This is a genomic window from bacterium (assembly GCA_036382775.1).
Taxonomy (GTDB): Bacteria; Hydrothermota; Tepidihabitantia; order SM23-42; family JAOAFX01; genus DASVHD01.
The window spans coordinates 140,229-166,576 of sequence record DASVHD010000029.1; the positions used below are offsets into that span (position 1 = coordinate 140,229).

At 46.1% G+C, this 26,348-nt stretch carries 28 protein-coding genes; 9 read left to right on the forward strand and 19 right to left on the reverse strand.

Annotated features, from left to right (window positions below; all coding sequences use genetic code 11):
- Nucleotides 1–58: 58 nt before the first annotated feature.
- Nucleotides 59–235 carry a hypothetical protein gene (locus tag VF399_05865; GenBank protein HEX7319864.1) on the forward strand — a complete coding sequence of 59 codons (177 nt, stop codon included), beginning with the start codon at nt 59–61 and terminating at the stop codon, nt 233–235.
- A 12-nt stretch (nt 236–247) separates the two neighbouring features.
- Here the strand turns inward: VF399_05865 and VF399_05870 are convergent, their stop codons facing one another.
- The gene (locus VF399_05870; protein ID HEX7319865.1) at nt 248–535 is read right to left on the reverse strand and encodes a cyclic nucleotide-binding domain-containing protein; all 288 of its coding nucleotides are present in this window, start codon (nt 533–535) and stop codon (nt 248–250) included.
- A 149-nt stretch (nt 536–684) separates the two neighbouring features.
- Nucleotides 685–3,015, reverse strand: a complete 2,331-nt coding sequence (locus VF399_05875) for a T9SS type A sorting domain-containing protein (protein ID HEX7319866.1) — start codon at nt 3,013–3,015, stop codon at nt 685–687.
- 246 nt (nt 3,016–3,261) lie between these two features.
- Here VF399_05875 and VF399_05880 point away from each other — a divergent pair, with 246 nt between their 5' ends.
- Nucleotides 3,262–3,726, forward strand: coding sequence for a GNAT family N-acetyltransferase (locus VF399_05880; protein HEX7319867.1), 465 nt, complete (start codon nt 3,262–3,264; stop codon nt 3,724–3,726).
- Between the two features lie 32 nt (nt 3,727–3,758).
- Here VF399_05880 and VF399_05885 read toward each other — a convergent pair whose 3' ends face one another.
- The 4 genes from VF399_05885 to VF399_05900 all read right to left on the reverse strand — a co-directional run bounded on the left by VF399_05885 (nt 3,759) and on the right by VF399_05900 (nt 5,945).
- Nucleotides 3,759–4,529, reverse strand: coding sequence for a hypothetical protein (locus VF399_05885; protein ID HEX7319868.1), 771 nt, complete (start codon nt 4,527–4,529; stop codon nt 3,759–3,761).
- A gap of 41 nt (nt 4,530–4,570) precedes the next feature.
- Nucleotides 4,571–4,939, reverse strand: a complete 369-nt coding sequence (locus tag VF399_05890; GenBank protein ID HEX7319869.1) for a hypothetical protein — start codon at nt 4,937–4,939, stop codon at nt 4,571–4,573.
- 66 nt (nt 4,940–5,005) lie between these two features.
- Nucleotides 5,006–5,524: a hypothetical protein gene (locus VF399_05895; GenBank protein ID HEX7319870.1), complete on the reverse strand. Its 519-nt coding sequence runs from the start codon at nt 5,522–5,524 to the stop codon at nt 5,006–5,008.
- Between the two features lie 37 nt (nt 5,525–5,561).
- Nucleotides 5,562–5,945, reverse strand: a complete 384-nt coding sequence (locus VF399_05900) for a VOC family protein (protein ID HEX7319871.1) — start codon at nt 5,943–5,945, stop codon at nt 5,562–5,564.
- A 315-nt stretch (nt 5,946–6,260) separates the two neighbouring features.
- Here VF399_05900 and VF399_05905 point away from each other — a divergent pair, with 315 nt between their 5' ends.
- The gene (locus VF399_05905; protein ID HEX7319872.1) at nt 6,261–6,506 is read left to right on the forward strand and encodes an SHOCT domain-containing protein; all 246 of its coding nucleotides are present in this window, start codon (nt 6,261–6,263) and stop codon (nt 6,504–6,506) included.
- 64 nt (nt 6,507–6,570) lie between these two features.
- Here the strand turns inward: VF399_05905 and VF399_05910 are convergent, their stop codons facing one another.
- Nucleotides 6,571–6,909 carry an MTH1187 family thiamine-binding protein gene (locus VF399_05910; GenBank protein HEX7319873.1) on the reverse strand — a complete coding sequence of 113 codons (339 nt, stop codon included), beginning with the start codon at nt 6,907–6,909 and terminating at the stop codon, nt 6,571–6,573.
- A 131-nt stretch (nt 6,910–7,040) separates the two neighbouring features.
- On the opposite strand from VF399_05910, the gene VF399_05915 reads away from it, so the two are divergent.
- Nucleotides 7,041–7,304 (forward strand): RNA-binding protein, encoded by a 264-nt coding sequence (locus tag VF399_05915; GenBank protein ID HEX7319874.1) that lies wholly within the window; start codon nt 7,041–7,043, stop codon nt 7,302–7,304.
- A 337-nt stretch (nt 7,305–7,641) separates the two neighbouring features.
- Here VF399_05915 and VF399_05920 read toward each other — a convergent pair whose 3' ends face one another.
- Nucleotides 7,642–9,984, reverse strand: coding sequence for a helix-turn-helix domain-containing protein (locus VF399_05920; protein HEX7319875.1), 2,343 nt, complete (start codon nt 9,982–9,984; stop codon nt 7,642–7,644).
- Between the two features lie 514 nt (nt 9,985–10,498).
- Here VF399_05920 and VF399_05925 point away from each other — a divergent pair.
- Nucleotides 10,499–11,623, forward strand: a complete 1,125-nt coding sequence (locus VF399_05925) for an exo-alpha-sialidase (GenBank protein ID HEX7319876.1) — start codon at nt 10,499–10,501, stop codon at nt 11,621–11,623.
- A 148-nt stretch (nt 11,624–11,771) separates the two neighbouring features.
- Here VF399_05925 and VF399_05930 read toward each other — a convergent pair whose 3' ends face one another.
- Both VF399_05930 and VF399_05935 read right to left on the reverse strand, forming a co-directional pair.
- Nucleotides 11,772–13,148 carry a DUF6804 family protein gene (locus VF399_05930; protein HEX7319877.1) on the reverse strand — a complete coding sequence of 459 codons (1,377 nt, stop codon included), beginning with the start codon at nt 13,146–13,148 and terminating at the stop codon, nt 11,772–11,774.
- Nucleotides 13,149–13,390: 242 nt separating this feature from the next.
- Nucleotides 13,391–14,128 (reverse strand): LamG domain-containing protein, encoded by a 738-nt coding sequence (locus tag VF399_05935; GenBank protein ID HEX7319878.1) that lies wholly within the window; start codon nt 14,126–14,128, stop codon nt 13,391–13,393.
- Nucleotides 14,129–14,385: 257 nt separating this feature from the next.
- Between VF399_05935 and VF399_05940 the strand changes: the two genes are divergently transcribed.
- Entirely contained in the window at nt 14,386–15,012 is a 627-nt protein-coding gene (locus VF399_05940; GenBank protein ID HEX7319879.1) for a hypothetical protein, read from the forward strand.
- A 111-nt stretch (nt 15,013–15,123) separates the two neighbouring features.
- Here the strand turns inward: VF399_05940 and VF399_05945 are convergent, their stop codons facing one another.
- Together VF399_05945 and VF399_05950 are read right to left on the reverse strand one after the other, a co-directional pair.
- The gene (locus VF399_05945; GenBank protein ID HEX7319880.1) at nt 15,124–15,735 is read right to left on the reverse strand and encodes a hypothetical protein; all 612 of its coding nucleotides are present in this window, start codon (nt 15,733–15,735) and stop codon (nt 15,124–15,126) included.
- A gap of 327 nt (nt 15,736–16,062) precedes the next feature.
- Nucleotides 16,063–18,384: a YncE family protein gene (locus tag VF399_05950; GenBank protein ID HEX7319881.1), complete on the reverse strand. Its 2,322-nt coding sequence runs from the start codon at nt 18,382–18,384 to the stop codon at nt 16,063–16,065.
- Nucleotides 18,385–18,630: 246 nt separating this feature from the next.
- Here VF399_05950 and VF399_05955 point away from each other — a divergent pair, with 246 nt between their 5' ends.
- The gene (locus VF399_05955; GenBank protein ID HEX7319882.1) at nt 18,631–18,999 is read left to right on the forward strand and encodes a VOC family protein; all 369 of its coding nucleotides are present in this window, start codon (nt 18,631–18,633) and stop codon (nt 18,997–18,999) included.
- Nucleotides 19,000–19,146: 147 nt separating this feature from the next.
- Here the strand turns inward: VF399_05955 and VF399_05960 are convergent, their stop codons facing one another.
- The 5 genes from VF399_05960 to VF399_05980 all read right to left on the reverse strand — a co-directional run bounded on the left by VF399_05960 (nt 19,147) and on the right by VF399_05980 (nt 21,805).
- Nucleotides 19,147–19,533, reverse strand: coding sequence for an OmpA family protein (locus VF399_05960; protein HEX7319883.1), 387 nt, complete (start codon nt 19,531–19,533; stop codon nt 19,147–19,149).
- Nucleotides 19,534–19,562: 29 nt separating this feature from the next.
- The gene (locus VF399_05965) at nt 19,563–20,108 is read right to left on the reverse strand and encodes a TonB family protein (GenBank protein HEX7319884.1); all 546 of its coding nucleotides are present in this window, start codon (nt 20,106–20,108) and stop codon (nt 19,563–19,565) included.
- Nucleotides 20,109–20,127: 19 nt separating this feature from the next.
- The gene (locus tag VF399_05970; protein HEX7319885.1) at nt 20,128–20,595 is read right to left on the reverse strand and encodes a DUF3795 domain-containing protein; all 468 of its coding nucleotides are present in this window, start codon (nt 20,593–20,595) and stop codon (nt 20,128–20,130) included.
- Nucleotides 20,596–20,599: 4 nt separating this feature from the next.
- The gene (locus VF399_05975) at nt 20,600–21,370 is read right to left on the reverse strand and encodes an arylamine N-acetyltransferase (protein ID HEX7319886.1); all 771 of its coding nucleotides are present in this window, start codon (nt 21,368–21,370) and stop codon (nt 20,600–20,602) included.
- 228 nt (nt 21,371–21,598) lie between these two features.
- Entirely contained in the window at nt 21,599–21,805 is a 207-nt protein-coding gene (locus tag VF399_05980; protein HEX7319887.1) for a hypothetical protein, read from the reverse strand.
- Between the two features lie 160 nt (nt 21,806–21,965).
- Between VF399_05980 and VF399_05985 the strand changes: the two genes are divergently transcribed.
- Entirely contained in the window at nt 21,966–22,637 is a 672-nt protein-coding gene (locus tag VF399_05985; protein ID HEX7319888.1) for a hypothetical protein, read from the forward strand.
- A gap of 87 nt (nt 22,638–22,724) precedes the next feature.
- Here VF399_05985 and VF399_05990 read toward each other — a convergent pair whose 3' ends face one another.
- Nucleotides 22,725–23,489, reverse strand: coding sequence for a class I SAM-dependent methyltransferase (locus VF399_05990; GenBank protein ID HEX7319889.1), 765 nt, complete (start codon nt 23,487–23,489; stop codon nt 22,725–22,727).
- A 642-nt stretch (nt 23,490–24,131) separates the two neighbouring features.
- Here VF399_05990 and VF399_05995 point away from each other — a divergent pair.
- Entirely contained in the window at nt 24,132–25,007 is an 876-nt protein-coding gene (locus VF399_05995) for a hypothetical protein (protein HEX7319890.1), read from the forward strand.
- Between the two features lie 267 nt (nt 25,008–25,274).
- On the opposite strand, the gene VF399_06000 is transcribed toward VF399_05995, so the two are convergent.
- Entirely contained in the window at nt 25,275–26,129 is an 855-nt protein-coding gene (locus tag VF399_06000) for a pirin family protein (protein HEX7319891.1), read from the reverse strand.
- Between the last annotated feature and the right edge of the window lie 219 nt (nt 26,130–26,348).

The following is a 26,348-nucleotide window of genomic DNA, read 5'->3' on the forward strand; positions in this document are numbered from 1 at the left end:
TCAGTTTTTCATATTTCGTCAATTGACGAAATATGGGTGGACAGGTAATGAGGAACCAGTGCCTGAAGGTTGTATTATATTATTTCGCGTGGATGATATCGGCGAGCTTTTGCTCCAGAGCTTTCACTCTCCGGGACGCGACCGTAGCGATCTCTTTGATTATCCGGTAACCGATGTGATTGTTCTTGTCAAAAAGGCTGATCAGATTTTCACTGCTAAGAACGATGAACTTTGAGTCCTCGATCGTCTAGGCAGCCGCGGTAAAAGTATGCGGGTCGGTTACTGCCGACCAGCCAAATATGTCGCCCGGTCCGGCCGTGTCGATCACGATCTTTTCTTTACCATCACCCGAGATCTTGAGCTCCACCCTGCCTTCCAATACCAGGTATAGGTTCACAGCCAGTGCTTTTTCCTCGAATATCCGCATATCTTTTTTGGATGACTCTTCTTCCGCGATTTGAGCGATCTGTTCAAGTTCTCTTTCATTGAGATGTTTGAATAAACTAAAACCTTTTAGTTTTTCTATATCAACCATGGCTTCTCCTTTCCGGTTCCTTAACTGAAGTATTTAATATATATACATATAACATAATGTCAATGAGAAATTATTGACGGGTGTATAATTTTTAAACACATCCGGTTATACTAAGGGGAGCAAAAAGGTCTAGCACCTTACTCAATAACTTACGGTTTACGAAGCAGAATGAGTTTACTGACCGTTCTTAAGTTTCGCGCTTTGAGTTCGCCGAAATAAATCCCGGCAGGCACTTGACCACCGAAGTCGTCTGAACCATCCCAGACGACATTAGTAGGCAGTATGGAGTAGGCAGTAGGTAGTTTAAATGATTTCACCAACCTTCCGGCAGCGTCATAGATTTTCAACTCCATGCTCTTTATGCCCGGTTTTGTATCAAAGCTGATCGTTGTCATCCTTGAGAAAGGGTTAGGATAGATCTGAACCACTGCGTTGTTTTGTGGATCTTCGCACGCGCTTGGATCCTCTTCAACACTGGTAAAAAAAGCGTAAGAAAATACCCCACCGCCGTAGGTCGCGGCGTACAAAGTGTTCGCGGTCGTATCGATCGCCAGCCTGATCGTGTGGGTCGTCGTCAATCCGGAATCGATCTCGGTCCAGCTGGATCCTCCGTCAGTGCTGTGCGCCACGCCCCCGTGCGCTCCGGCATGCCAGTCCGATGCATCGCGGCTCACGTACACGTCATTTGTTGAAGAAGGATCTACCAGAATGTCAGTGATCATGGCTGACGGCCAACCCGGGTCGACCTGCATCCAGTTATTGCCGGAATCAGTGCTTTTGAAAACCCTGCCTGATTCGCATCCCGCGTATATAATCTGTTCAGAATCAGGGTTTACCTCAAGAGCGAAGACCGCCTCGTTTGCTAGTCCCTGGATAGACCAGATATTTCCTGCGTCCGTGCTCTTGAACACTCCGCCAAATGCTCCCGCGTAAATGACATTTGAAGAGACGGGACTTACTGCCAGGGCTCCGCCATGGAGGATGTCAGACACGGGATCAAGCGCGTGGGACTCAACCGTCTTGGGAAAAAACGCTATTTCAGACCAATGCATGCCGTAGTCTACGCTCTTGCGGACCGATATCCCGGTGTCCGGGTCAACTATGTAGGCGCCGGCATAAACTGTGTTCGTCGCGAACGGATCAATGGCCATCGAGGGGACGCGCTCTTCAGTATGAAGCAGGGAGTCTAGCAATATCCAGGTCGCGCCGTAGTCTGTTGTTTTGACGATCGCCTTGATCGCCCCCGCGTAAAAAACACGATGGTCATCAGGATCGATCATCAAAGCGGTCAACCCGACATTTACAAATTGGGTGAGCGACGCCCAGTTCTGCCCGCCATCAATGCTCCGGTAAAAAAACGCACCTGGTTCGGCATAGCAGCGTCCGGCGTAAATGATACCGGCAGAATCCGGATGAGGAACGAGCCCGAACGCGTACGTGTTTTTCATGCCCTGGATCTTTTGCGACCAATACGCTCCTCCATTGATGCTTTTATAGACCCCGCCGGCGGCGGTGCCGAGGTAAAGCGTACTGGATGAAACAGGATCGACCGCGATGCAGAAATTAATCGGATAATTGACCCCGGCATTGACCGGCGACCACGTCGATCCGCTGTCCATACTTTTGTATGAACCATTCCAGCACGTGGAAGCATAGATCACATTTGTTGATGTTGGATCGATGGTCAGCGACCATATAAGTTCCTGGAATAAACCGAGCGAATCCCACGTGCTTCCGCTATTGGTCGTTCTGTAAATACCTGCCAAAGTTCCGGCGTAGACAATATCAGGAGAAACCGGGTCGATCGCCAGGCAATTGACATAGGATGACGGTAAAGATAATAGTGACCAGCTGTTCCCGGCATTGGTGCTTCGGTAAAGACCGTTACCATGTGTCCCGGCATACAATATATTATAGGAATCAGGATGCATCGCCAGGCAATATACTTTTGTGCCGCTCAAGCCCGAGGCTACCCAACTGGCACCCGCGTTGACACTCTTGTAGATACCGTTCCCGGGAAACCGCCACCCTCCAGTTCCCGCGTAGATTATATTTGAGGAATCCCTGCTGATGGCAAAACACGTCACATGGGTTTCATCAAGGCCCGTGTTCATGTATTCCCAGGTGGCGCCATCATTGGTCGATTTATATACGCCAAAGCCGTAGATGTCAGCGGCGTAGACAATGCCGGGATCCTGGGGATCGATCGCGATCGCCCAGCCGCACACGTCGGGTACCGACGACGATATGAATACCCATGTTTCGCCCCCGTCCGTTGTTTTAAAAATGCCGCCGCTGTCATCGCAACCAGCATAAACGATATTGTGATCGGTCGGATGGATCGCCAGCGAAACAATGTGACCGCCGTACGGCCCGTTCGACGTCCATACGTTCAGGCCTCCGTGCAGCATTGCCACAGACGCGAACAGGAATATAACGGCGCAAATGATCCTGCGGCATGCATTTGTTGCTGGCGCCATGGCTCTCCTCATATCATTATCTAATTATCACCAATCGTGTCACAAAGTCAATGTATTCGGTGCATATTCTTTTCTATTGAATAACTTATTTACTCAATAACCTAATTAACTGCAGCCTGATAACAAAATCACCAATCCATAGATCCCCTGTTTCTGACCCCGGGTTAAGGGCATTGACGATACAAAAAAGTTAAGTATGATAAATTGCGGACGACAGATTTAAATTAATGAGGAGGATTGTTCCGGATGCTTAAACTGATCGAAGCGACATCCCAGAATCATGTTCAGGAGATACGCGGGCTGTTCAAAGAATACACCGAGACCCTGGGGTTCGATCTTGATTTTCAGGATTACGCCCGGGAGTTCGCCGGGTTGCCGGGTGAGTATCAGGCGCCCGATGGCTTCCTGATGCTGGCATTATGGGACAATGAAACCGCCGGCTGCGCGGCAATGCGCAAGATCGAAGACAGAATATGCGAAATGAAGCGGATGTACGTGCGGCCGAAGTACCGCGGCAAAGGGATTGGCCGGGAAATGGCAGTGAGGATCATCGAGATCGCGCGCTCGATCGGTTATGCAAGGATGAGGCTTGATACCATCGACACGATGACCGAAGCGATCTCACTCTATGAATCCCTCGGATTCAAGGACATCAAACCTTATCGCTACAACCCTGTCAAAGGCGCAAGATACATGGAAATTGCGCTGTAACAAAACTTTTCTTCCAGCCTATTTTACGCCGTTTAAAAAGGTACCTGCCAGTAAAAATAAGGGGCCGGCAGAAAACCCTGCTCGCGGTCGATCTCTAAAAAATAGGTATTGAATATCCCGACATCGAGCCGCCAGCGCCGTAAAATACCCCACCAGTTATCCGGGAACGGCGCCCATGAAACGCCGCCGATCACCTGCAGTTTTCTCGGGATCTGGTCCCAGAAACCAAAAGAATTGCCGTATAGCAAGGCTGCGATCAAATGTACGCTTTTGTGAGCATTATATTCCAGACCGCACCATAGATCAGGGCTGATGCGGCTGGTAAATTCTGCCGTTATTATAGGAAGTGGGTCCTTGCGCCATATCTTGTAATAACCGGTGTAGGAGAATCCGGTCGTAACATGAGCCCTTAATTTTTGCGTTAAACTATAGGTTGCCGAAGCATGCAGCCACGCAAGGTTGCCGGAGATTTTATATCCGATGAACTGATATCCGGGCTGGAAATCTTCCACCGTGTCGACCAGTTGCGGCCGGATATAATAATCGAGGAGATCAAATGAAAGAGCGCATTTTGGATCCCGGTAATAGTTTACCTTGATATACCCCGCCGGGCATAGACCGACCGCAAGCATCCAATCCCATTCCAGGGTGATCCTATCTGTGATCCCAAACGCGGTCCATCCCCAGGGACAAAAGAACCACTCCTTTTGTCTGAGGACGTCGGACGTCCATAAAGTCAATGGCGCGAGCGCCGGTTCATCCTGATCAAAATACGCGTAAAGAGGAACAAGCTGAAGTAGCAAACATATAATTATAATATAAAAAACTTTCTGCCCTGATTTTTTCACTTGGATTTATCTGAGGGACTTGCCCTCAGCAGCCAGTTCAGCATGAACAAACCTCCTGCCAATATCAGGGGACCAGCGATGATAACGTAAGTGCTCAAGGGGAACCGTCCCCGGGCTAAAACGATATACAGGACCGCCAAAGCGACAAAGATGACCGCCCCGATCCACTCCCGGCGCCATGAAAACACCAGCACGCCTATGATAAAGGCTGTTGGGATCAAGTGTATCAGCAAACCAAGAACCGTTTCCCAGAATCCCTTGCCTGCTGAAAAGACATCGAGGGCGAACAGACCGATGAAGATGGCGAACAGAATTGTAAGTACCCTGGGCGACCAATACAATAAATGTCTGGTTAAAGGCTTCATGCCACTTCCTCTTTCCCAAATTCTTTTTTTAACCACACCGGGCAATCATGACCAATCCAATGAGTTTCATTGAAACTCTCTTAAAGTCGAATCAACCCACGCGCCGATGCGGCCGGGTAAAACCTGAAGTTCTGATCTCGCTGACGCGGACGTGATGACATCCACGCTATAATCCTTTGTCTTCCAGTTCCCGTCGCCCGACGTAGTCACCAGCAGGATCTTTTTCAGATCCTTTGCCTGGTCCAGAAACTTCTTGACATCGGCCGGCATTTCCCATTTCTCCGTTGTATGAATGATCACCAAAGCCGAAAAATCGGCTTCGCTGATTTCATTGAGGGTAGTAACGTCAACCACCTTGATTGACAAAGGTTTGTTCTTTAGCCGGGCAGTAATGCTGTCGACCAGCTCATTCTTGAACTTGCTGCCTTGACTGGCGATAAGGATACTTTTGCTCGCCTCGGGGTTGACGATCTCGGAAGGTTTGATAACGCCCTGCCGGTGCGTTACCAGATAGATCCCGAAAAGTACGATGAGCAGGAAAACAAAAAGCGCAATAACGATAATTATGGTTTTTATTATTTTCATTTTTCTCGTTGCTGCTGTGCAGAATTCATACTTTTAATTATTTCGCTGACGGGTCGTTCTGCAGGATCCCAAAAACGTTGCCTTCGGTGTCGAGGCACTGGGCAAACCAGCCGATCCCGGGGATGGGGCCCTTGGGAACAAGAATTTTGCCGCCGGCGGCCTCGATCTTTGAAGAGTATTTCTCAACCGAATCAATGCTGATCGTGCAGACAAATGCCATGATATCGCCGCTGCCGCTGAGCGGTTTCTCGCGTTTCATGATCGCACCATTGATCCCCGGTTCATCCTTGCCCGTCATCAGCAGCCAGTAGTCCGTTGGCTCCGTCCATTTCTGTACTTCCCAGCCGAAAACCCCGCTATAAAACTTCACGGCCCGTTGGGGGTCATCGGCATGGATCTCAAAATGAATCACTCTTGGCATAATTCCTCCTTCCGAATCACGAACGCGATTCGTTGACCTTTGGTAAATTTATCCTTCATACGTCTCTTCAAGTTTATCCAAATCGATCTTTTTTACAATACCAAACAGGATCGGTCTATCGACGTTTAATTGGCTGCCAACCTTCGCTATAATACTCTCCCTTTGTTATCTCATATAAAATGTGATAACGAAGCTTCGACAATTGTTTATGAGTCTATTAGCTTGGTGATTGTAAAAAATATTTAGTCTTTACCGATGTACTTTTGTCCTTTAATTGTTGTCTAATAGTCAGGCAGGGGTAAAAAGGAGGCTTTTATGATGCACGGATACTGGGGTGGTCCATGGGGATTTGGTTGGATGGGTGGTATATTTATGCTGATTTTCTGGATCCTTTTGATCATTGGGATCGTCTGGTTCGTAAGGTGCATGGTCGCGGGCAGATCCTGTCGTATTGAGCATAATACAACACCGCTTGATATCCTGAAGCAGCGCTACGCCAAGGGTGAGATCGAAAAGAAGGAATTTGAGGAAAAGAAAAAGGACCTGGAGCAACAGCAGTAGTCATCGGTTGTTGCGATTAGCTGATAATACAATCACACAATTACTCAACATCTAAAGCCGGTCTTTATATATGCCGGAGCTTCCGGCCCAGCACCCTTTCCACGTCCTTTATCTTACCTGTGATCCGGCCAGTCCGGCCGTGCCGGTCATCGATCGTGATGTGGGTAAGGACCCTGGGTGCCTGCCTGATCATGTATTTATGACAGGCAGTGATCACCTTGATTACCCGTTCGAAATCGCCCTCCACGCAGGTTTGCATGGAACCAAGCCGGTATTCCAGACCCGAACGGTCGACGATATTCAAAACCCCGGCTATGTATTTGCTGAGCTTGTCGCCGACGCCGAACGGCGCGATGGAAAAACCGGCTAGAACCGTATTTCCTTTCTTTTGTTTCATCTTCATGCCGACAGCCTCCTCTATGATTAGGTCTCGATCCATTATATTTTTTCGCTCACAGCTTGTCAAGCACCCCAAAATATTTGTTGACATCGTGCTAAAAATATGTATAACTATTACTATATAAAGGAGATACTATGAATATATATGTAGGTAATCTGTCGCACGACTCCACTGATGGTGATCTGCAAAAGGCGTTTGAAGCCTTTGGCAAGGTCGCGTCCGTAAATATCATTAAAGATAAAATCAGTGGCCAGTCAAGAGGATTTGGATTTGTCGAAATGCCGGATAATAATGAAGCCCAGGCGGCAATAGCAGCGTTGAATGGCAAGGAATTCATGGGTCAAGCGCTCAATATCAATGAGGCACGCCCACGAACTGAGCATCGAGGCGGTGGGTAACGTAGGCGACCTCACAATGCCCACTACGGGATAAATGAGATTATCCCGTATACAAACAATGGCAGCTGCCATTTAATTTCCAGTCGTAACCTGCCCAGATATTTTTACGGATTTGACATCCGGTAGTAATCCAATTAAGGTATCCGGGATGGATGACTTTATCCTTGGATTTTCACCCTCATACCGATAATCAGATCCTGCCTACAATGCTGAATTAATATTCGGACAAACTATCGGCAGATAAGCTCAGACGCTGCTATGAGCTCGCAACGCGCCGGGTCTGGCAGTATCTGGAAGCGGAAATCGGCTTTGTCCGCCAAAAAAACCAGCCTCTCCGCTATTTGATCCCGGTTGCTATATTGCTCATACGATTTTTGACTTCATCCGAGTAAGGGATAATCTCGGAGATTTTCTGCAATACCGCAATGCCTTTCTCCCGGTCACCATGAGCTGAACAAACTTCGGCGAACTTAATCGCCCCATTTTCCAGGTTTCCGAGGACCGTGTTGCGCATATCTTCGGACCAGTTATCATACATCTTATTAAAGGGCGCGTTACGGAACAGTGAAAATGCCTGTGAGTATTCAGCATTGGCAAATGCCCATTCACCGGCGGTTGAGAATGCCTTTGCCTGGGCAATATGCTCCTGGTATTCACCATAATCGGTGATGAAATGACAATCAAAACAGAGCCTATTTCCTCTTATATAGAGAAAATGAGAGGGAAGCCGAAGCGCTCTTCTTATTCTCACCAAAAGGTGTGCCAGGTTTCGTGAAGAATTTTCGCTGTGCGGCCAGAAATTCTTATAGATCCTGTCAAGTGCAATATGCCGGCTTTTTGCGGTCGCAAGATGAATCAAGAAGGCGGTGTCTTTGGGCGTTAAGTTTACTCCGTTAGAGAGACTCTCTCTCACCTTGAAAGCCTGAGATATGCCAGCTTCCGAACTGCATTTTTCTGATGAAACAACTTGCGTTCTTTTCCTAACGGTGTGAATTTTTAGATATTTTTGATTTTTGTGGACTATGAGGTTGCCGAGAAATTTTACTGAGTAAACCGGAATTTCTTTTCGGAATACCGGCAAATTGAGCATTGCCCGTGGAAGGCCGACAGGTTTGCCTTTTTCAAGCAGATCCGTGATCACTTCTGGAAAGAAAAAGACGTATCGATGCAAGAACGCCAAAATACCCTTCTTCTCGGCGTATTTCAATGCGCCGGCATATTGACCGTTCTTAAGAAGAAGCGCGAGCTTGATCGTAGGTAAGGTCTGTCTGCGCAAGAGCATTGCGTCCGCAGCGGGCTGGGGTTTTGAGAATAGAATGTCGACGATCGTCTTAACGACTTCCAACTGGTTCTTTATCAAAAAGGGAAGGATTTTCTTAAGTGTTCGTCTTGCCCTGTTTTTTTCACCCAGACTGCAATATGCGCTCGCGATCGTCAAATAACAGCCAAACATACTGCCTTTTGCTTTATCCTTTTCCAACGACGCAAGAACCTCAACCGCAAGCGATATTGCCTTATCGGGCATTCCTTTTGTGAGCGACCACCAGGACTGAATGCGAAGCATTTTGGAATGACTCCCCCAATGGTCCAGCTCTTCATTTTTCACGACTTCGAGCGCCCTCTTGTACTCTCCCCTGACGGTGAATGTGTCAGCGAGGAGAGGCTTGGTTATTTTTGCTTCCTTCGCGTCAAACCCGTCGATTGATCTTAGATACCAATACTTGGCTTCTCTGAAATCCTCCAATTGCGCGTACAGCTGTCCCAGATCGCGCATGAAAAAAGGAGATATGTGTTTCCGCCTTTTCAATATAATACGGCAGGTCCTGGCAATATCCGATGCTTCTTTTAACATTAGAAGACCGGTACGCGCAAATCCCTCGGAGATCAGGAGCGAAAGACGCAGGGCAAAGAGTGAATAAGAATTTTGATTTCCGGTCTTTTCAAGCATGCCTTTCAATTCCGCCACCTTGTTCAGCATTTCCAACGGCTCGCCACTCCATGATAGTACCTTGATTTCTACTAATCCAACGATCAAGACAGAATAATGTAAATTTCGGCGATGGCACTCATCATACAAGATCCTCAGTCGCTTCAGATAAGAACGGACAGGGATCTTGCCGAATAGGAGACCGGTCTTCTCGATCTGCCTTCTTATGTTTAACCGCGAATCAGAGATCCGGGGAAGGAGATCATTTTCAGGCAGGACCGGCATGGAATTCAGTATCTCAGCTGATCTGGCGACCAGCCCGCGCTCAAATAGCCATTTCACAACCTCGTATTTCTTTTGCGCCTCCTTGGTCCATGGACAATCAGTGAAATTACCGGTCACATTCTCCTGATTGTACCCGGCGTAACCATGCCTTTTCCAGATCCCCCATATCCCCTTAATAGAAATCCGGATGCCCTCTTTTTCAAGGTTCGCCTTTGCCTGGCGCACGGTTAAACCAGGCTCATACTCCTTCATTAAAACTATCTTTTCTTCAACGTCAGGTCTTGCTCGGTTCCAGGGTCTTTTATAGGCAGATAAAAGCCCCTCTTCGCCCTGTTTCTTGTATAATTTGACCCATTTAAAGATCGTGCAGTATGCAAGATGAAACTTCAAGGCGGCCTGCCTGAACGATATGCCATTATTGAGATAGTATTGCGCAACCTTAAGCCGCAGCGTCTGTCTGTTATCCATACGTGGAAACATCTTACATAAGATACAGACATTTGTCAAGGGGAGAAAACATATTCATATAACCCCCGGAAAACCAATGGTTTTAGGAAATCTCGGTCATTGAAGCGCTACACAGTTTAGCATATTATTATGTAGTGAAAACCAAAAAAGATTCTTTTACGGATAAAAAAACAAGACGGCGATAAAAGGAGGTAAAATGCGAAAGAACAAATATCTGCTATTGATAGCCGCGGGGCTATTCATGCCTTTCATGCTATTGGCTCAATGGGAGTCGGATACGCGGCTGACTTATGATTCTCTTGAGTCTGTAACTTCTTTCAACAATGCCCGGTGCGTGGCAGCTTCTGGCGCTAATATCCATGTGGTGTGGCATGACAATCGCGATGGAAATACAGAGATTTACCACAAACGTTCCATAGACTATGGCACAACCTGGGGAGTTGATGAGCGTCTTACCACAGATGCTTCTTGGTCAGAACGTCCTTCAATAGCGCTTTCTGATTCGATCGTCCACGTGGTCTGGTATGACGGACGTCTAGGATCCCCCAGGGTATTCTACAAACGTTCATTAGACAATGGCGCAACCTGGGGACCGGACACGGCCCTCACTTCCGCCAGCGGCGTGGCGTACCATCCCTCAGTAGCGGTTACCGGTTCGATCGTGCATGTGGTCTGGACCGACATGCGCGCCGGCCCTCAGATCTATTACACGCGTTCTCTCGATAACGGCACAACCTGGGAGACGGATAGAATAATCACCCCGGCCGCCCCGGCTGCTGGAAAGAACCTCGCTTCAGTAGCGGTTTCTGATTCGATCGTCCACGTGGTCTGGATGGATATGCGCGCCAGCCCTCAGACTTATTACACCCGTTCTTTTGATAACGGCGTAACCTGGGAGACAGATAAAAGCATCACGCCTGCTCCCTCGCAGTTTCCCTCGGTAGCGGTTTTAGATTCGATCGTTCACGTGGCATACGCTGACTTTCGCCATGGATCTACGACCCCCCAGATATATTACACCCGTTCTCTTGATAACGGCACAACCTGGGAAACGGAAACGCAACTTGCCGAGAACTATTCTTCGTGGTATCCTTCAATAGCGGCTTCTAGCCCAATGGTGCATGTAGCCTGGCCGGATAACCGTAACGGAGACACTTCTGAGATCTACTACAAATGCTCCGCCGATAACGGCGCAAGCTGGGGAGCAGATATCAGGCTTACTGATAATCTTTCTGAATCGAGGGAACCTTCGATAGTGGTTTCTGATTCGATGGTGCATGCGGTGTGGCATGACAGCCGCGATGCTAATTGGGAGATATACTATAAACGCAACCCGACGGGCAATTTAGGAATAGCGGAACAAGAAAAGACGCTCGCGTCTCTTTCTCGCTCCTTTCTCGCTCCCTCATTCTTCAGTGATAAAATTATATTGAGATTTGATCAGGAGCGGATAGAACCATTGAAGATTACACTCTACGATATCCGTGGTGTCCCGGTGTTCTCTTCAACCTATGCTTTTGTGCCTTCCTTGTTGAGTTTAAACAATACAGAAATTCGGCACCTTGCCTCTGGAGTCTATTTTCTTTGTATTGACGTGAACAAACAGATTGAGACTCAGAAACTCATCAAGTTGAAGTGAGGATTTGCCGCAGGGCTGGGTTAATAAACTCGGTCCTGGTTCCTCGTCTAATCCCTGGCACTTTGCATCTAGTATTAAAGAGCGGTTTTTAGATTCTAAGCCCTGGATCCTAGTATCTGGAAACTAGAACCCTGCCCCTGTCTTTTTATTAATCGTTCCCCTCGATATGCAATTTGTGGCATGTTAGCCACTGAAAAACCCAGCTCTTCTGATCAATATCCTGGAATTCCACGTAAAGCCTGTCCGCGAAATATTCTACGGCGCCCTTATACTTGATCAGCATGAGAACACCGTCTAAGACTCCATAACTTGATGCGAGGACATCGTAACGCGGATCGCTCGCGGCATAATATCCAAGATAGGTATAGTCAGCACTAACGCTAAGCAGCTGTTTCAGATCTTCATATAGACTATTCACCAGCGAACCGCTATATTCAAATATTCCTGCTTTCTCGATCGCTTCCAGGTCGAATTCAATCACCGGATATTCGGACTGGATCTCGAACCGGTATTTACCTTTTACCGCGTCTTTCTCCGTGTGTTTTTCTCTCGATTTTTCAAAATACTCAAGTGAATCCTTGATCTTTTGAATGGTATCGGTATCTATGGTCGTATCGAGCTCCAACTCCTTGCCGTCAATATCGTAAAACTTGGCATTGTGCGGCACAATGGTTTTTGAGCTAACCTGAAATGACCTTAAAGTCTCGATCACGCGGTCCCGGCCATACCAGCAGAACTTATCGCCTCTGCCATAGCTTGTTTCCTTGTACATGGCTTCGAATGCGTTGTGAAAAAAATCTCTCAGGGTCATGCCGTCGTATACCGGGATCTCTTTTATGACATCGATCGCCATGCGCATGCCCTCCGCCTCCCTGTTTTTAATAAATTCGATATCGAGTTTTCCGTTTACCAGCAAGTATGACAAAGCCGGCGAATGCCTGCATATCGCTTTCAAGGCATACACTTCCCAATCGGTCGGTCGTAACTGATCCAATACAAAGATCAAATAATTGCGCACCGAATTCACGACATCCGGGTTCAGTTGCTGTTCCCATAGCACATGCTCGCGACTGGGACGCTCTGCATCCGGTTGCTTTTCCTGTTGATGCTGCGGGTGCGGGTACGCTTCTGCGGCTGCCGAGGGTTTCTTCGCATTTTTACCATATACAATTGGTTCTTTCTTATTTTTTAAGAATTTTATGGATAATCCTAAAACCACCGCGGCAAAAAAAGCAATAAATGACCAGGCATATTGGTTAATATGAATTAGTATTACCGGAAAAAAGATCACGGCAACCGCGCAAAACACCACGGTCCAGAGCTTGCTTTTAGCCCAGATACTATAAAATATGAGAAGCACTGATCCAAAAAACGCGACATACCGGCACCCGATATAGTCAGCATCTTCATACGGCCGTGCAGCAATGTACAATATAATGGCCATAATTACAAATACCCTGAGCACTACTGATGTAGCATTCAAGGTTTTTGATGATTTTGTGTTCACTTCTACTTGTTTAGCCATTCTTTATCCCATGCCTTCAGCATAGAACTTCTAAAACCATATCGAGTTTCATAGCTCTCTCCGGCTCCTGTTTTATTTTACAATATAACACCCGGTGCCCAATTGTCAAGACTGTCCTGAGTAGCTTATAATTTCGAGGGTTAATCCCGTGTTTGTTGCCAGAATAATTTTTGGCTTATTTACCAAATAACACAACTACCCAATTACTTACCAGTTGATTTTGTTATACTGATGCGTTTAAATTATTTTTCCGCTTTATATAAACTATCGATATCGAAAGCGGAAAGCGCTCTGCTGTAGAAACGCACGTTGTCCAGCGCGCCCTCGTAAAATAAATGGTTCGCTTTATCGACCCTGGAACATCCGATGCAAATATTGGAATCCTGATTGACGAACGGCTGATCATCAAATTCTTCCGTTGCGTTGACAATGCCGTCAATATAGATGCTTTTTAATTTCGCGCTGGAATCCCTGACGACCGCGACATGCAGCCATTGGCCGCCGTTTATAGTATCCGTGCTGATCATGGTATAATCATAACTGCTTCCCGTGTTAAATTCTAAAAAACCGTCCTGCCCGTTACAAATACTCCAATCGCGGTTTGCGCCAGCAAGGTCGCGGTCGATGATGAACATCGACCAGGGGAATATACTCCAACTGGTCGCCTGCGTTTTCATCCAGAAGCTGACCGTCAGATCGGCGCTTACGGGTAACGCCGGCACGTCGATCCAGGACGTCGATCCGTCGAACATGCATGCTCCGTTGGAGTTGCCTTTGTTATCGGCAGTAGCGTTCACGCTGTACAGTACAGCGTTCCGGTTGTTACCGCTCGCATCGTTTCCATTACCGTCAAGATGATAATACGCAAGAAGATCCGAATCGATATCGGGCGGCAGGTTTTCCAACCCTTCTCTACATGAACATGCTATGAGCAAGAAAAACATTATTTTCACGGCTGCGATCCTCAAAGATCTATCCATGCAAACCTCCTTTTTATTGTAATACTTAGTCTATACGACCGAAATTCCTACAGAATTATATGCTTTACGAAATAAAAATCAAGCAGGTGAATTTTAGTAATTTAGAGAACTGAGCCTATTTTCACGTGATTCGTTAATAAATCGCACGCTACTTACTATTCTCATCTACTCAACCACTTAATTACTCTTGCTTTCTAAGGAAGACTTAACCCCATAAGGTTCCATTGACTTGCGGATATGTGAGATTATAATAAGGCATGGATACATTTGTTATGGTGCTCGGGATCGTCGGTATTGTTCTGCTCGCGCTGGGCATCATCGTGATCATCCAGGCTCTGATCGCTGTCTTTAAAAAACGCACAGATGCAAAAGGCTTTTTAATCTCCCTCCTGATCTTCCTTATTACAGTTGGTTTTGGACTTGCGTTCACAGCCATCGCTTTATTCGTGTACACTTTTGCCAGGTTTTCCCATGAAGAAAAGATCGGATACGTATTTGCCGAGGCGCATGGCGACACGATCGCCATGACCTTTTTCAACGCGAAGGAGGATAAGAGTCATTTTTTCAAACTAACCGGTGATCAGTGGATGATCGAGGGCTATATCGTGCGATGGAAGACAAGTCTGAGGTGGCTTGGGGCCGAATCATATTATTGCATCACGAGGTTCGAAGGACGCGATGTCGAGGGTTCCGGATCAGATGCGGTTTATTCAAATAGATACCAGATTGCGAATGAGACCGGCTTTTGGCGTTTTATGCTGAAAAACTGGAAGAAAATCCCCTTCATCGATGCCGCTTACGGCACCGCCGCGTTCCAGTATCCAAGTCAGGATCCGTACGATATTTATATAAATGATACCGGGTTTATAATTAAGAAAAAATAAGCGGGAATAAAGCACTCCCTGTCAGGCTATTTACTAAATAACACAATTACCCAATCACCTAATAACTATATTTTGTCTTTCAACGTATGGCAGATCAGTTTTGTTCGTTGTTCAAAAATTGATGTACGCTCCCAGGTTCGCGCGGTTAAAGCCGATGGCCTCCATGGTTTCGTAGACAAAAGATTCGGGATAGTCGGAATACGACTGAGCCGCGGTCTGGCGCTTGTCGTAGATCTGGAATTCAAGCTGCAATTTTGACTTTTCGCGCAGGTGGTACAGGACGCCGAGCCCGATCCTGAGTTCTGAAGGCGTGGCAATGCCGCGCGGGTCGGCTACCGGTTTGTCCATGAATTTCTCGAAATTCGCGCCGGCGTATACAAGCGGTGAAACCGGGAACTTGAGCGGCAGGATATACATCAGATCGGCGTCGAGGTCGGAAAAAAGACTGAAACTGTAACCGCCGTTGCCCAAACCTCCGGAATTGTCGAATTTTTTGAATTCCATTGTTTCCACCCTGAGCGTCAGGTATCTGGTGAAATTGACCGTGATGTCGCAGCTCATGCCCCAGTACCGTTCCCATTGATATTTTTCGTATCCGTCAGCGGTTATTAAGAAGCTCACCTCGTGCCGGCTCATTTTCACCCCCAAACCTACCGTGGGCTGGGCGTTGATTGTCGCTGCCATCATCAAAATCATGGCAGTGATCAGGATGCTTTTTGTCATGTTATCCTCCTTGTGCGTATTTACGATCTTTTACGTCTTATAATACCTCCGGTAGATTCAAAATCTGAATTAATGTCAAAGTGTTTAATGTACATAATACGGTCTTTATATAAATCATACCAATTATTACCATTATGTCAATAGCGCAAAACCTGAAATTATGAAGGTTTTAAGGGCAATAATTCAACATTTTACGGTTTTCATTTAATCCTGTGTGATGCGTACCGGGGCAGGGTGTAATTCGTTTCGATTTCACTATTTCGAAATAGTGGAATAGGTGTTTTTTACACCTGCGCGGAAAGGCGGATTCGTAGATAGGTTTTGGTTTTACCTGACCTTCACTATTTTCTGTAAAATTTGACCGTTGATCTCTATAAAATAAACCCCTGGTTTCGTTTTGCCGGGAAGCACCATTCTGCCGCTTATATCGAATACGCGGTATGTTTTTCCCGCAGGCAATTGTAAAGGTCCGTTGATGATTGTCGCGCCGAAGATTATTCTTTTTGCATCGCGGATATTATCTTCCTCGATGCCGGTCGCAGTGTCACGCACCACCGAAACGCTATGGCTTCTGAAATTCGCAATATAGGTCCGGTTTTGAAAAGGACTCCATGTTAAAGCCATCGGCCCGTTGCCAACAGCGATCGTGGCGATCGCGCTGTCGGCAGCGCCGTCGATGACAGTAACGCTGCCGCTGTCTTCGCTGTTAGCGCAGTAGACCTTATTGCCGAGCGAGCTCCAGCAGAGAGCGGATGGATATTGCTCAACCGGCACCGTGGCAATAACCGAATTGGCCGCGCCATCGACGACCGTCACGTCATGACTGCTCCAATTCGCGCAGTAAACCTTATTATCGGTCAAGTTCCCACAAAGGGCGGATGGATAATTACCGACCGCGACCGTTCCGGTGACCGAATTGGTGGCGCCGTCGATCACCGTTACGTTATTGCTGTAGGCATTGGCGCAGTAGATTTTATTGCTGGTCTCATGCCAAAAAAGGACCCGTGGTGTATTCCCGGTCGTGACCGTGGTTATGACCGCATTAGTCGCGCCGTCGATTATCGTTACGCTGTTATCGTCCTCATTGGCGCAGTATACCTTGTTATTGGTCGCGTTCCAGCATAGAGCCCCGGGATAAACGCCCGCTGGGACCGTGGCGATCACAGCATTGCTCGTGCCGTCGATCACGGTCACATCGCTACTGGCACGATTGGCGCAATATACTTTGTTTCCGGTTGAATTCCAGCAGAGAATCTGGGGAGCGCTTCCGGGCGTGACTGAGGTTATGACTGTATCAGTCTGCCCATCAATAATAGATATATTACCAGCTCCGCTGTTAATGCAGTAGATCTTATTATTTGTCCCGTTCCAGCAGAGATATAATGGTAAATAACCGGTGGTAAAAGTGCTCAGAACCTCGTTGGTCGCGCCATCGATCGCCGTTACATTATAGCTGTTATAATTAGTGCAATAGATTTTATTATTCGTTGCATTGCGGCAAAGGGCATTAGGCCCGCTCCCGAGAAGCACCGTGGTTAGCACCGAATCGGTTGCAGCGTCTATCATCGTGACATCGCTACTGTAGCAATTTGCGCAGTAGATCTTATTATTGACTGAATTCCAACAGGAGGCCTGAGGAGCCATTCCAGCCGTGATCGTGGTGATGACCGAGTTGCTCACGCCGTCAATTACCGTCACATTATTGCTGCTGAAATTAGGGCAGTAAATCTTGTTGCTGGTCGAATCCCAGCAGACAACCTGCGGATCAGTTCCAGCCGGAACCGCGGTGATAACCGCGTTGGTCGCGCCGTCAATGACCGTCACCACGTCATTGCCAGCATTGGCGCAGTAGACCTTGTTGTCCGTCGCGTTCCAGCACAGGGAGCGCGGTTGAGTACCGCAGTCGATCGTGGTGATGACCGCATCGCTGGCGCCATTGATCACCGTTACGCTCTGACCGTTGCCGTTAGCGCAGTAAATCTTGTTGTTAGTCGCGTTCCAGCACAGGGCTCTCGGCATACTCCCAACCGTGATCGTGGTGATGACCGCGTTGGTTGCGCCGTCAATGACCGTCACAGTATTGTTGCCGAAGTTGGCGCAGTAGACCTTGTTGTTGGTCGCGTTCCAGCACAGGGCATAAGGAGCGCCCCCGGCTGTGACAACAGTGATCACTGAATTGGTGGCTCCGTTAATGATCGTCACATTATTGCTGTTACCATTGGCGCAGTAGATCTTGTCGCTGGTTGTGTTCCAGCAAAGCGCAATCGGATTATTCCCCGTTGTGACCGTCGCGATGACTCCATTGGTCGCGCCGTTAATGATGGTCACATTATTACTGCCGCCATTGGCGCAGTAAACCTTATCATCCGTCTCGTTCCAGCACAGCGCTTGAATATCATCGCCTGCTGGGATGCGCGCGATCTTCTCGTTGGTCGCGCCATCGATCGCGATCACGCAATCTCCGTTTTGTCCACCAACATAAATTTTGTTATCGGTCGCGTTGTAGGTAAGGGCTTGAGGTTGAACGATTTCACAAAGCGAATCCGGCACATAGATCGTTGTCTCGAGCCACTGCGCAGATGCGGAGATTGGTAATACGCATAGAAAGATTGTTGACAACAACAATAAATATTTCTTAGGACTTATCATGATGCCTCCTCAAAGTAACTTGACAGCAGCCTTACTAACATCGCTATTTAATTATATCACATAGTAACCAGTTGTCAATAAATTCATGGAACCTAAACATGGATTTCAATTACCGTTTTTATATAAATATCAATTCCTATAATTATTTCTAATTTCGAGGGCTGACGCCAATTGCTCATGTGAGCGCTGTGTGAGATTGTTCATTAAGATATACCGGATGATTATTGAACAATAAGGAGGAATTATATGCAACAAAATCCGATCTTTTATTGGGAACTGGCATCTAATAATGCCGAAAGATCAGTGCGTTTTTTCCAGGAAGTCTTTGGATGGATTTTTGCATACGATGAAAAATCGACGATCCACAAATTGCCGGCCGGCGAAGGACAGAAAGCTTTTGCCGGCGGCGGCATATTCACCTTGAGCATGGCAAGGGAACCTTTTCTGACTGTTTATATCGAGGTCGACGACATCGAAGCAAAGGCGAAGAAGATCGAAGAATGCGGCGGATCCATTGAGATCCCGCCCAAAGTTGTGACACCGGGCGGACCCGTGATCTGCCTGTTCAAAGAGCCGTCGGGCGTGACCTTCGCCATGCTCCAATCGAAGAAATAAACACGGGCAGGGAATTCGAAAGCTGCAAATTAACAGAAACCCGTTTCATTACAACCCTTAAACAATTGAACAATTGTTCAATTGTTTAACTATGCAACTACCGTACGACGGACAGGCCGGAATTTTTGTCTAAGTCTAAGGTGTTTATTATTTATAAACAAACTCGACGCGGTTGTTCAGCGCTCTGCCTTCCGCGGTATGGTTATCACCCACCGGATCATCCTCGCCCCAGCCAATGGCATAAAGTTGCAGCGAATCAACGCCATTGCTCACCAGCCAGGCCCTGATCGCATCGGCCCGGGCATGGGATTTGACCATATTCACCGAATCCTCGCCGACGCTATCGGTATAGCCGCGCAGTTCAACATCGATCTTAGGATGATCCTGGAGAAGCTGTAGGTTTTCATATAACAAAGCCGAATCTTCCACGGCGATCTCCGTATAGCCGGTAAAATGGATAATATTGAATTCAATCTCTTTCTGGCATGCGACAGCGCAAAATAGAAGGCAGAGAAAAAAATATTTTTTGATCATTGAAGAAATCTCATAAAATACTCAAAAGCCTAATCTAATATAAAATTTATTGGTACTCCGATCCATATTTGCACGGGTTTGTTTTTCCGCATCGCCGGCTTGTACTTCGCCTTTTTCATCGCGGCGAGCGCAGCTTCATCTAACGATTCATTACCGCTTGTTTCTGCTATAACTGTTTCGATAACACTGCCGTCGATATCTATTAATGCTTTTACCATCGCTTTTCCCTCGATCCCACACTTTCGCGCCATCTCTGGGTAATTTGGCATTGGTTGTCTAATGCACTTGGGAGGTTCATCGATCAAAATCACTTTTGCGGTATCGTTTAACAATGAGGAATCTTCAAGATTGGCGTAGACCCAGCTTTGTTTTTTTAGTAATACTATTTGACTGTCCGCTGTAGTTATGGGAGGCACAAGTTTAATTTCAAATTCCAGCGTATCTTCATTGACTATCTTCCATTTCCCATCAGCCCTCAGGATAAGTCCTATACCGTTGGCGCTTGTCGCAAGTTGGTCGCACAAACCTAAAACGAAGATAAAATATATTGCTAAAACCGATCTGCGGATATTCATGTTTCCTTTCTTTGTTTGATCAATCATAATCATTTTCTTTTCCGCAAACCAAGCATTTTGTCACGTACCAGGACAGTTTTTCCCCGCAAACACATTTGATCTGCTTTTCTTTTTCTTCAATGAATCTGTTCAATCCGTGTTTTCGAATATACTCCAGATGTTCTTTGGCTTTTTTATGATGAGGAATTCCATCGGTGGCGAAATTACTAATCAGTTTACAGGGGAATTCGTCGCATTGTCCGCAATGCTCAAGTTTTCTGGCTATCGCGCATTGTTTGATCTCGCAATTTGCATCCTGATTTTCTGGTGTGCATCCGCTGCAATTAAATTCAGTCAGATCTGCAGTTTTAAATTTATCGTACTTTGACGGCATGGCCATCACGTGCGCCCGGTTTTGCGTTTCATACGTCACCTTGAAAGAACATTCGAGGCAGTAAATGCCGCACGGGGCCAGAATTTTCTTTGCGTTCTCTTTGGAGCTTTTCATAAATTTACCTCCAGATATGTAAAAAATTCTTTGTCTTTATACCAAAATAAGTTTTTAAAGCTTTAGTATATTCCTTTTTCGTTTTTAACACCTGTTCGGTGCGATTTTGACCTTTCCTGATGACCAGCTTCATCCCGCTCAAAGTGATCCGGCCTTTAGGCGTTGCACGGGTGCAAACGCGATTCTGCGTGTGCCATGACCGGGGCGATGTCTGGTGCCAGCGGCACATTTTAGCGTAATCCTGAAGCTGACGGGGTTTAAGATCGAACTGGTAAATAACCTGCCAGAGATCCTCGGCTTGTCGTAACATCAACTTCCAAATGTCGCCATACTGTTTGATCCGATAGGCAGCGTTCCTCTGGATCTGCTCGTTTTTATCGTCCATCCGCAGCGGCTCGATGAACAAGGAACCGAAACCGACATCGGCAAACCATCGCTTTTTAAGCTGGACGAGCAGCACCATATGGTCGAATTCCTTTCCTGGCTTGCCATTGAGATAAACGCGCGCCGAAAGCATGGTAACTTTGAAACCCAGGGCGCGCAGCAGGGCGGCGAACGACCCGTTCAGCTCGTAGCAAAACCCGCCCCGCTTTTGCCGGACGATCTTTTCAAATAATTTTTTTTCATCAAGAACAATCATACGCCCGAGATGAACATCAAGGTTCTCAAAAGGGACCGCCAGCACGTGCGCGCGGTGGAGCTTGCGCAGAGTTTCCGCAGTGGGAGTCCTGGGGCCTGAGTACTTGATGCGATTGAGGTAAGCGTTTATGTCCATGCAGTCTTATGCCAGTGCATTCTCGACCGCCGGGTCTAGCGTTCTGGGTATCATCTCAGCCAAAATCGTCTCCGGAGAAATGATATTCTGGTTTAAAGGACAGTCAAGGGGAAAGCTGCGATATATGTTTTGGGAACTCTAAACGATGGACTGCTAGAATTCTTATCATAGAACGTATACTGTGAAGATTTACCCCCACAAGTTTACATACGATACCTGCGTTCCTGCTTACTTCGTTGAGTCTGTGATGAGCTTAGACAGCATGTTGCCTTTGCCGACTAACTTCCCACTTGCATCGTGCGTTTCGTTACTCTTGGGATAATACTTCCCCTTAAGACGCCCTGAGGCATCCCGGCCCTCCAAGACGCCACCGCTAAGTTCTTGTATCTTTCCAATATATCGTCCGGCATTATCCGTCAGCTCTTGATCTGCCATTGTCTTTCTCCTTTCTTATCTACTGACGTTATTATACAAAAAAATAAAACTTTAGTCAATAATAATAATGGAATAAAGTTTATAATGTTAGGATTGAACCCATTTCGTTTTCATATTGACTTTACTAAAAAGGCTTATATACTGTGCCAAAGGAGGTTTTATGCGGACACTTACCATCATAGCATCTTTTTTAATTTTATTGTCATTGCTTTCCTGTGGTCCAAAGGCTTCATTAACACTTGGAAAAACATCCTTTGCACCAGGCGAACTAATTGCAGTAAACTTTGTTGCATCACCGAGTTTTTCTGAAAGGGCATGGGTCGGCATTATTCCATCAGACATTCCTCATGGGAACGAAACAACTAATGATGAACATGACATTGCGTATATTTATCTTGAGAAAAAAGTTTCCGGGACTTTGAATTTTTATGCGCCGGGACAACCGGGCAAATATGACTTACGCATGCACGATACGGATGAAAATGGCAAAGAAGTCGCGTCTGTTTCGTTTGAGGTGATAAAGACGACCAAGGGCGCGGAACTGAAACTGGATAAAACTATTTTTAAACCCGGTGAAGAAATTCGCTTGGCGTTTACAGCGCCTGCTGAATTTACGGAAAATGCCTGGATCGGCATTATCCCGTCGGACGTGCCCCACGGCAATGAAACCGAGAATGATAATCATGATGTGTCATATCAGTATCTCAACAAGAGAACAAATGGCTTGTTAGTCTTTAAAGCGCCAGAGGATGCCGGTTCATACGATTTCCGCATGCATGATACTGATAAAAATGGCAATGAAATAACCTCGATAACTTTTACGGTCAAATAGCTTCTTATTGGGGTAGCCCCGAATTCTTAATAACTTTATTTGTTTTTATGTATGGCAGGTCAGTTTTGTCCCGCGTTATACAGTCGGTTAAATTCGCCGCAGGATAATGATCGGTCGATTGATATTTAAAACCTGGTCCAGACTTTGATTCAAATTCCAATTATTCCACCATCCGATAAATTTAAACCGCCTCATGTTTTTAATCAAGCAAAGGAATTCTTGCGGATAAACAGCAATCTTTCTTTCTCTTTCGATTATCCGCTTTTTCTTTCCTCTATCCATGACATTTAAAACGATTTTTTCTTCATATAACTGATTAACGGGATTGATCACTGTATACGTAACGGCTGCTTTGACCACGGTATCACCTTTATTCATAGTCCATGTTTCTTTTGCATTGGTCAGGGGATCAAAATTGACACACCAGTCTAATAAATATAACCCGCCCGGTCTTAAGCATTTAGCTACCGAGGCGAAATGAGAATACAATTCCGAAGAGTTTGATGCGTATAAAGAGCCCAGTAAAATGAAAGCAAAATCAACTTTTTTGGTAAGCGCGAAATTATTCATGTTCGCTTTAATAAATCTAACTCTGGTCAGAAATTCACCGCTTACTTTCTTTTTGCTGTATTCGAGCATTTTCCTGCTGAGATCAATACCGGTATAACGATAACCCCGCTTAAGCAATTCATTCATATGAGGGCTATTGCCGCAACCGACCTCCAATATGGATTTGACCGGTATTTTTGAAAATCGGTTGATGCAATTTTCCATGATATTCGTTTCTTTCGGTATATTACGGAAAGAAAAGGCAATTTCGTAGTATTTTGGATTCTCATAAAGCTTGGACATGATTATCTTCCGCTATAGTATATGATAATTTTACTTGCCGTCAAGCGATCAGGATGTGGATTCGTGTTTAACGATTTAAACGATATTAACGATCCCAATACAAATAACGATCCAAACGTTCTTTGTTATGTTCTAGTAGAATGTAGAGATTTGACCCCACTGGTTCCCCTTGAAATACCGTGCCTTTTCAGGGCTAAAAGTATAAAATATATGGCAGGTCAGTTATGTCCACGGTAATAAAACCGAGAATGATAATCATGATGTATCATATCAGTATCTCAACAAGAGAACAAATGGCTTGTTAGTCTTTAAAGCGCCAGAGGATGCTGGTTCATACGATTTCCGCATGCATGATACTGATAAAGATGGCAATGAAATAACCTCGATAACTTTTACGGTCAAATAGCTTTGAATTGGGGTAGCCCCGTTCACTGTTTATTCGATATTTGTTTCTAATTTCGAGGGCTGACCCCATGTCCTTGCTCTATAAGTTCCCTAATAACACAATTACACGTTATCCAAACGATAGACATTTCGGATTTCTTTCCAAAAAATATGGCGGATCGGTTTTTGTTCTGTTGACAGCATGAGTATTTTAGTTAAGCTACATGTAGCATAAACTTAAAAGTAAGGGAGGTTTTAATGACTATCCTGCTTACGGGTTTCATTAAGAAGAGTATGAAATACCTGATCCTGCTATTTTTTCTCTCTCAACCCCTTATGACAGAACCGATCTTTTATGACGACATGACCAATTTCCCTGATGGATGGACACTTTACGGGAATTATGGGTTTCATTGGGTCATGAGACCGGAGGGCCATTCCTCACCCTGGTGTTCGGCAGCTTGCTGCAGCACGGATTACTATAGTCACGGCGAAGATATCTATATGGAACGATCAATCGACTTGTCTAATTGTTTGTCTGCTTCGCTTTCTTTCTGGTGGATGGTGATGACTGAAGCTACTTATGACTTTGTGGAGCTCCAATATTATACAAGTTCCTGGATTGGTGCTTGGCGTGAATCGGGCAATTATGGTTATTCTTGGTTTCAAAGGACAGTCGATATCCCGGTTGACGCCACAGCGATCAGATTTTGGTTTTGGTCAGATTACTCAGCATATGGCCATGGCGTATTTATTGATGATGTTCTTTTAGACGCTGCTATAATTGGAATAGAAGAGAGTAATCGACGATCAATAATCGAACCATTGGTTATACATATCTTCCCTAATCCATTTTCGGATCGGATGAATATTCAGTGTCGGGTGCAGGATGCACAGTGGGAAACGGCTGATATTTCTTTGTGGGTCTTTGATGTATCCGGGAAAAAAATCAAGGATCTATCTAAGGAATTGACATCCGGCATTTTAAGTCATTCACCTGAGGTTTTTTGGTATGGCGATGATGACACTGGCCGTAAACTTCCTGCCGGTGTTTACATTTGTCAATTAATTTTAAATTCCGCAGGGAAGACCAATGGATTTACTGCTACAAAGAAGATCATAAAATTGAAATAATTATCGCTGGGAGCCGCATTCAGCTGGCGGCGTGTATTTCACGGAAGTACAATATGATACGCCAGGGGGAAGAAAAATAGGAGCGCAAAAGAAGATCGTGATCTGTCGATAAAGCGCAGCCGGCTGACGATCGGTTTTTATTAAATACGTGTAAAGCAAATCACGGACAGCATGTAATTTTTATCTGATCGAGGACTTTTCCCCATAACTCAATTACATAATAACTTAATAACTTTATTTTGTTTTCAACGTGTAGTAGGTCAGTTTTTATCTGTAGAAATTGTCGGCGATCTTGTCGGGGACCGTTCCTTTTATGAAGGTTCCTTCATCAAGCTCCTGAAATGCCTGCCTGAGCTCGGTCTTGGTATTCATGACTATCGGGCCTCCCCAGGCGATCGGTTCATTCAAGGGATCACCGGCGACAAGGAGGAATCTGCCGCTGCCGTTCACCAGGATCTCACCTTGTTCTTCAAGCAGAGCGCAGTTATTCGAAGCCACCTGTTTATCCCCGATGTTCACTGCTCCTTCATAAACGTAAATGAAAGAGGTTCTCTTTTCCGTAATGTGGGCGAACCTCCCGGATACGTGCACGTCGTAGTATTCGACATCGATAAACAGATTTTTTACCGGACCTTTCTGGTCCCTGATCGAACCGGCAATGACGTTAACGTTAACGTTCGCGCCATCCAATGAGGCGGAAGCGATCTCATGCTTTGTTATACCCATATATCTTGGCTTGGTCATCTTCTTAACCCGGGGTAGACTCACCCAGAGCTGAAACCCCATCATATTACCGTCGTATGGCCGGGGCATTTCCTGATGAATTATGCCGGAACCCGCAGTCATCCACTGTATGTCGCCGGAACGTATGACTCCCGTATTGCCAATGCTGTCGCCGTGTTCCACTTCACCCCTGATCACGTAGGTGATCGTCTCGATCCCCCGGTGGGGATGCCACGGAAATCCTTTCATGTAGTCTTCGGGATCATCCGAGCCGAAATGATCCAGCAGTAGAAAGGGATCGAAATTCGGGATTTCGCCGGGTCCGAATACCCGCTTGAGCCTTACTCCCGCCCCTTCAAGCGTTGGCTTTGCGGTAATGATTGTCTTTACCTTTCTCATAGTTTCGATCCTGATACGATATTTGGACAACGCGATTTTGAGAATTGTTTATGGATTTCTGCAGATAATATAATTACTCTAATTATGATTTTATTCAATTACGAATTACTCATGAACGGCACTCAATCAATTCCTCGAAATTACGCAAGATACTGCATCAAAACCAACCAAACTCGGACTGTCCGCTATTTGTTCTTATAATCCCTAAATACCACACCG

Bases quoted from the DNA above. Each gene is read 5' to 3' on its own strand.
- VF399_05910 (HEX7319873.1), bottom strand. From the start codon at position 6,909: ATGAAGATGAAACAAAAGAAAGGAAATACGGTTCTAGCCGGTTTTTCC.
- VF399_05890 (HEX7319869.1), bottom strand. From the start codon at position 4,939: ATGAAGCCTTTAACCAGACATTTATTGTATTGGTCGCCCAGGGTACTT.
- VF399_05935 (HEX7319878.1), bottom strand. From the start codon at position 14,128: ATGGATAGATCTTTGAGGATCGCAGCCGTGAAAATAATGTTTTTCTTG.
- VF399_05900 (HEX7319871.1), bottom strand. From the start codon at position 5,945: ATGCCAAGAGTGATTCATTTTGAGATCCATGCCGATGACCCCCAACGG.
- VF399_06000 (HEX7319891.1), bottom strand. From the start codon at position 26,129: ATGAGAAAGGTAAAGACAATCATTACCGCAAAGCCAACGCTTGAAGGG.
- VF399_05995 (HEX7319890.1), top strand. From the start codon at position 24,132: ATGACTATCCTGCTTACGGGTTTCATTAAGAAGAGTATGAAATACCTG.
- VF399_05880 (HEX7319867.1), top strand. From the start codon at position 3,262: ATGCTTAAACTGATCGAAGCGACATCCCAGAATCATGTTCAGGAGATA.
- VF399_05970 (HEX7319885.1), bottom strand. From the start codon at position 20,595: ATGAAAAGCTCCAAAGAGAACGCAAAGAAAATTCTGGCCCCGTGCGGC.
- VF399_05985 (HEX7319888.1), top strand. From the start codon at position 21,966: ATGCGGACACTTACCATCATAGCATCTTTTTTAATTTTATTGTCATTG.
- VF399_05920 (HEX7319875.1), bottom strand. From the start codon at position 9,984: ATGGATAACAGACAGACGCTGCGGCTTAAGGTTGCGCAATACTATCTC.
- VF399_05930 (HEX7319877.1), bottom strand. From the start codon at position 13,148: ATGGCTAAACAAGTAGAAGTGAACACAAAATCATCAAAAACCTTGAAT.
- VF399_05975 (HEX7319886.1), bottom strand. From the start codon at position 21,370: ATGGACATAAACGCTTACCTCAATCGCATCAAGTACTCAGGCCCCAGG.
- VF399_05980 (HEX7319887.1), bottom strand. From the start codon at position 21,805: ATGGCAGATCAAGAGCTGACGGATAATGCCGGACGATATATTGGAAAG.
- VF399_05950 (HEX7319881.1), bottom strand. From the start codon at position 18,384: ATGATAAGTCCTAAGAAATATTTATTGTTGTTGTCAACAATCTTTCTA.
- VF399_05945 (HEX7319880.1), bottom strand. From the start codon at position 15,735: ATGACAAAAAGCATCCTGATCACTGCCATGATTTTGATGATGGCAGCG.
- VF399_05870 (HEX7319865.1), bottom strand. From the start codon at position 535: ATGGTTGATATAGAAAAACTAAAAGGTTTTAGTTTATTCAAACATCTC.
- VF399_05960 (HEX7319883.1), bottom strand. From the start codon at position 19,533: ATGATCAAAAAATATTTTTTTCTCTGCCTTCTATTTTGCGCTGTCGCA.
- VF399_05905 (HEX7319872.1), top strand. From the start codon at position 6,261: ATGATGCACGGATACTGGGGTGGTCCATGGGGATTTGGTTGGATGGGT.
- VF399_05895 (HEX7319870.1), bottom strand. From the start codon at position 5,524: ATGAAAATAATAAAAACCATAATTATCGTTATTGCGCTTTTTGTTTTC.
- VF399_05955 (HEX7319882.1), top strand. From the start codon at position 18,631: ATGCAACAAAATCCGATCTTTTATTGGGAACTGGCATCTAATAATGCC.
- VF399_05990 (HEX7319889.1), bottom strand. From the start codon at position 23,489: ATGTCCAAGCTTTATGAGAATCCAAAATACTACGAAATTGCCTTTTCT.
- VF399_05965 (HEX7319884.1), bottom strand. From the start codon at position 20,108: ATGAATATCCGCAGATCGGTTTTAGCAATATATTTTATCTTCGTTTTA.
- VF399_05940 (HEX7319879.1), top strand. From the start codon at position 14,386: ATGGATACATTTGTTATGGTGCTCGGGATCGTCGGTATTGTTCTGCTC.
- VF399_05915 (HEX7319874.1), top strand. From the start codon at position 7,041: ATGAATATATATGTAGGTAATCTGTCGCACGACTCCACTGATGGTGAT.
- VF399_05875 (HEX7319866.1), bottom strand. From the start codon at position 3,015: ATGGCGCCAGCAACAAATGCATGCCGCAGGATCATTTGCGCCGTTATA.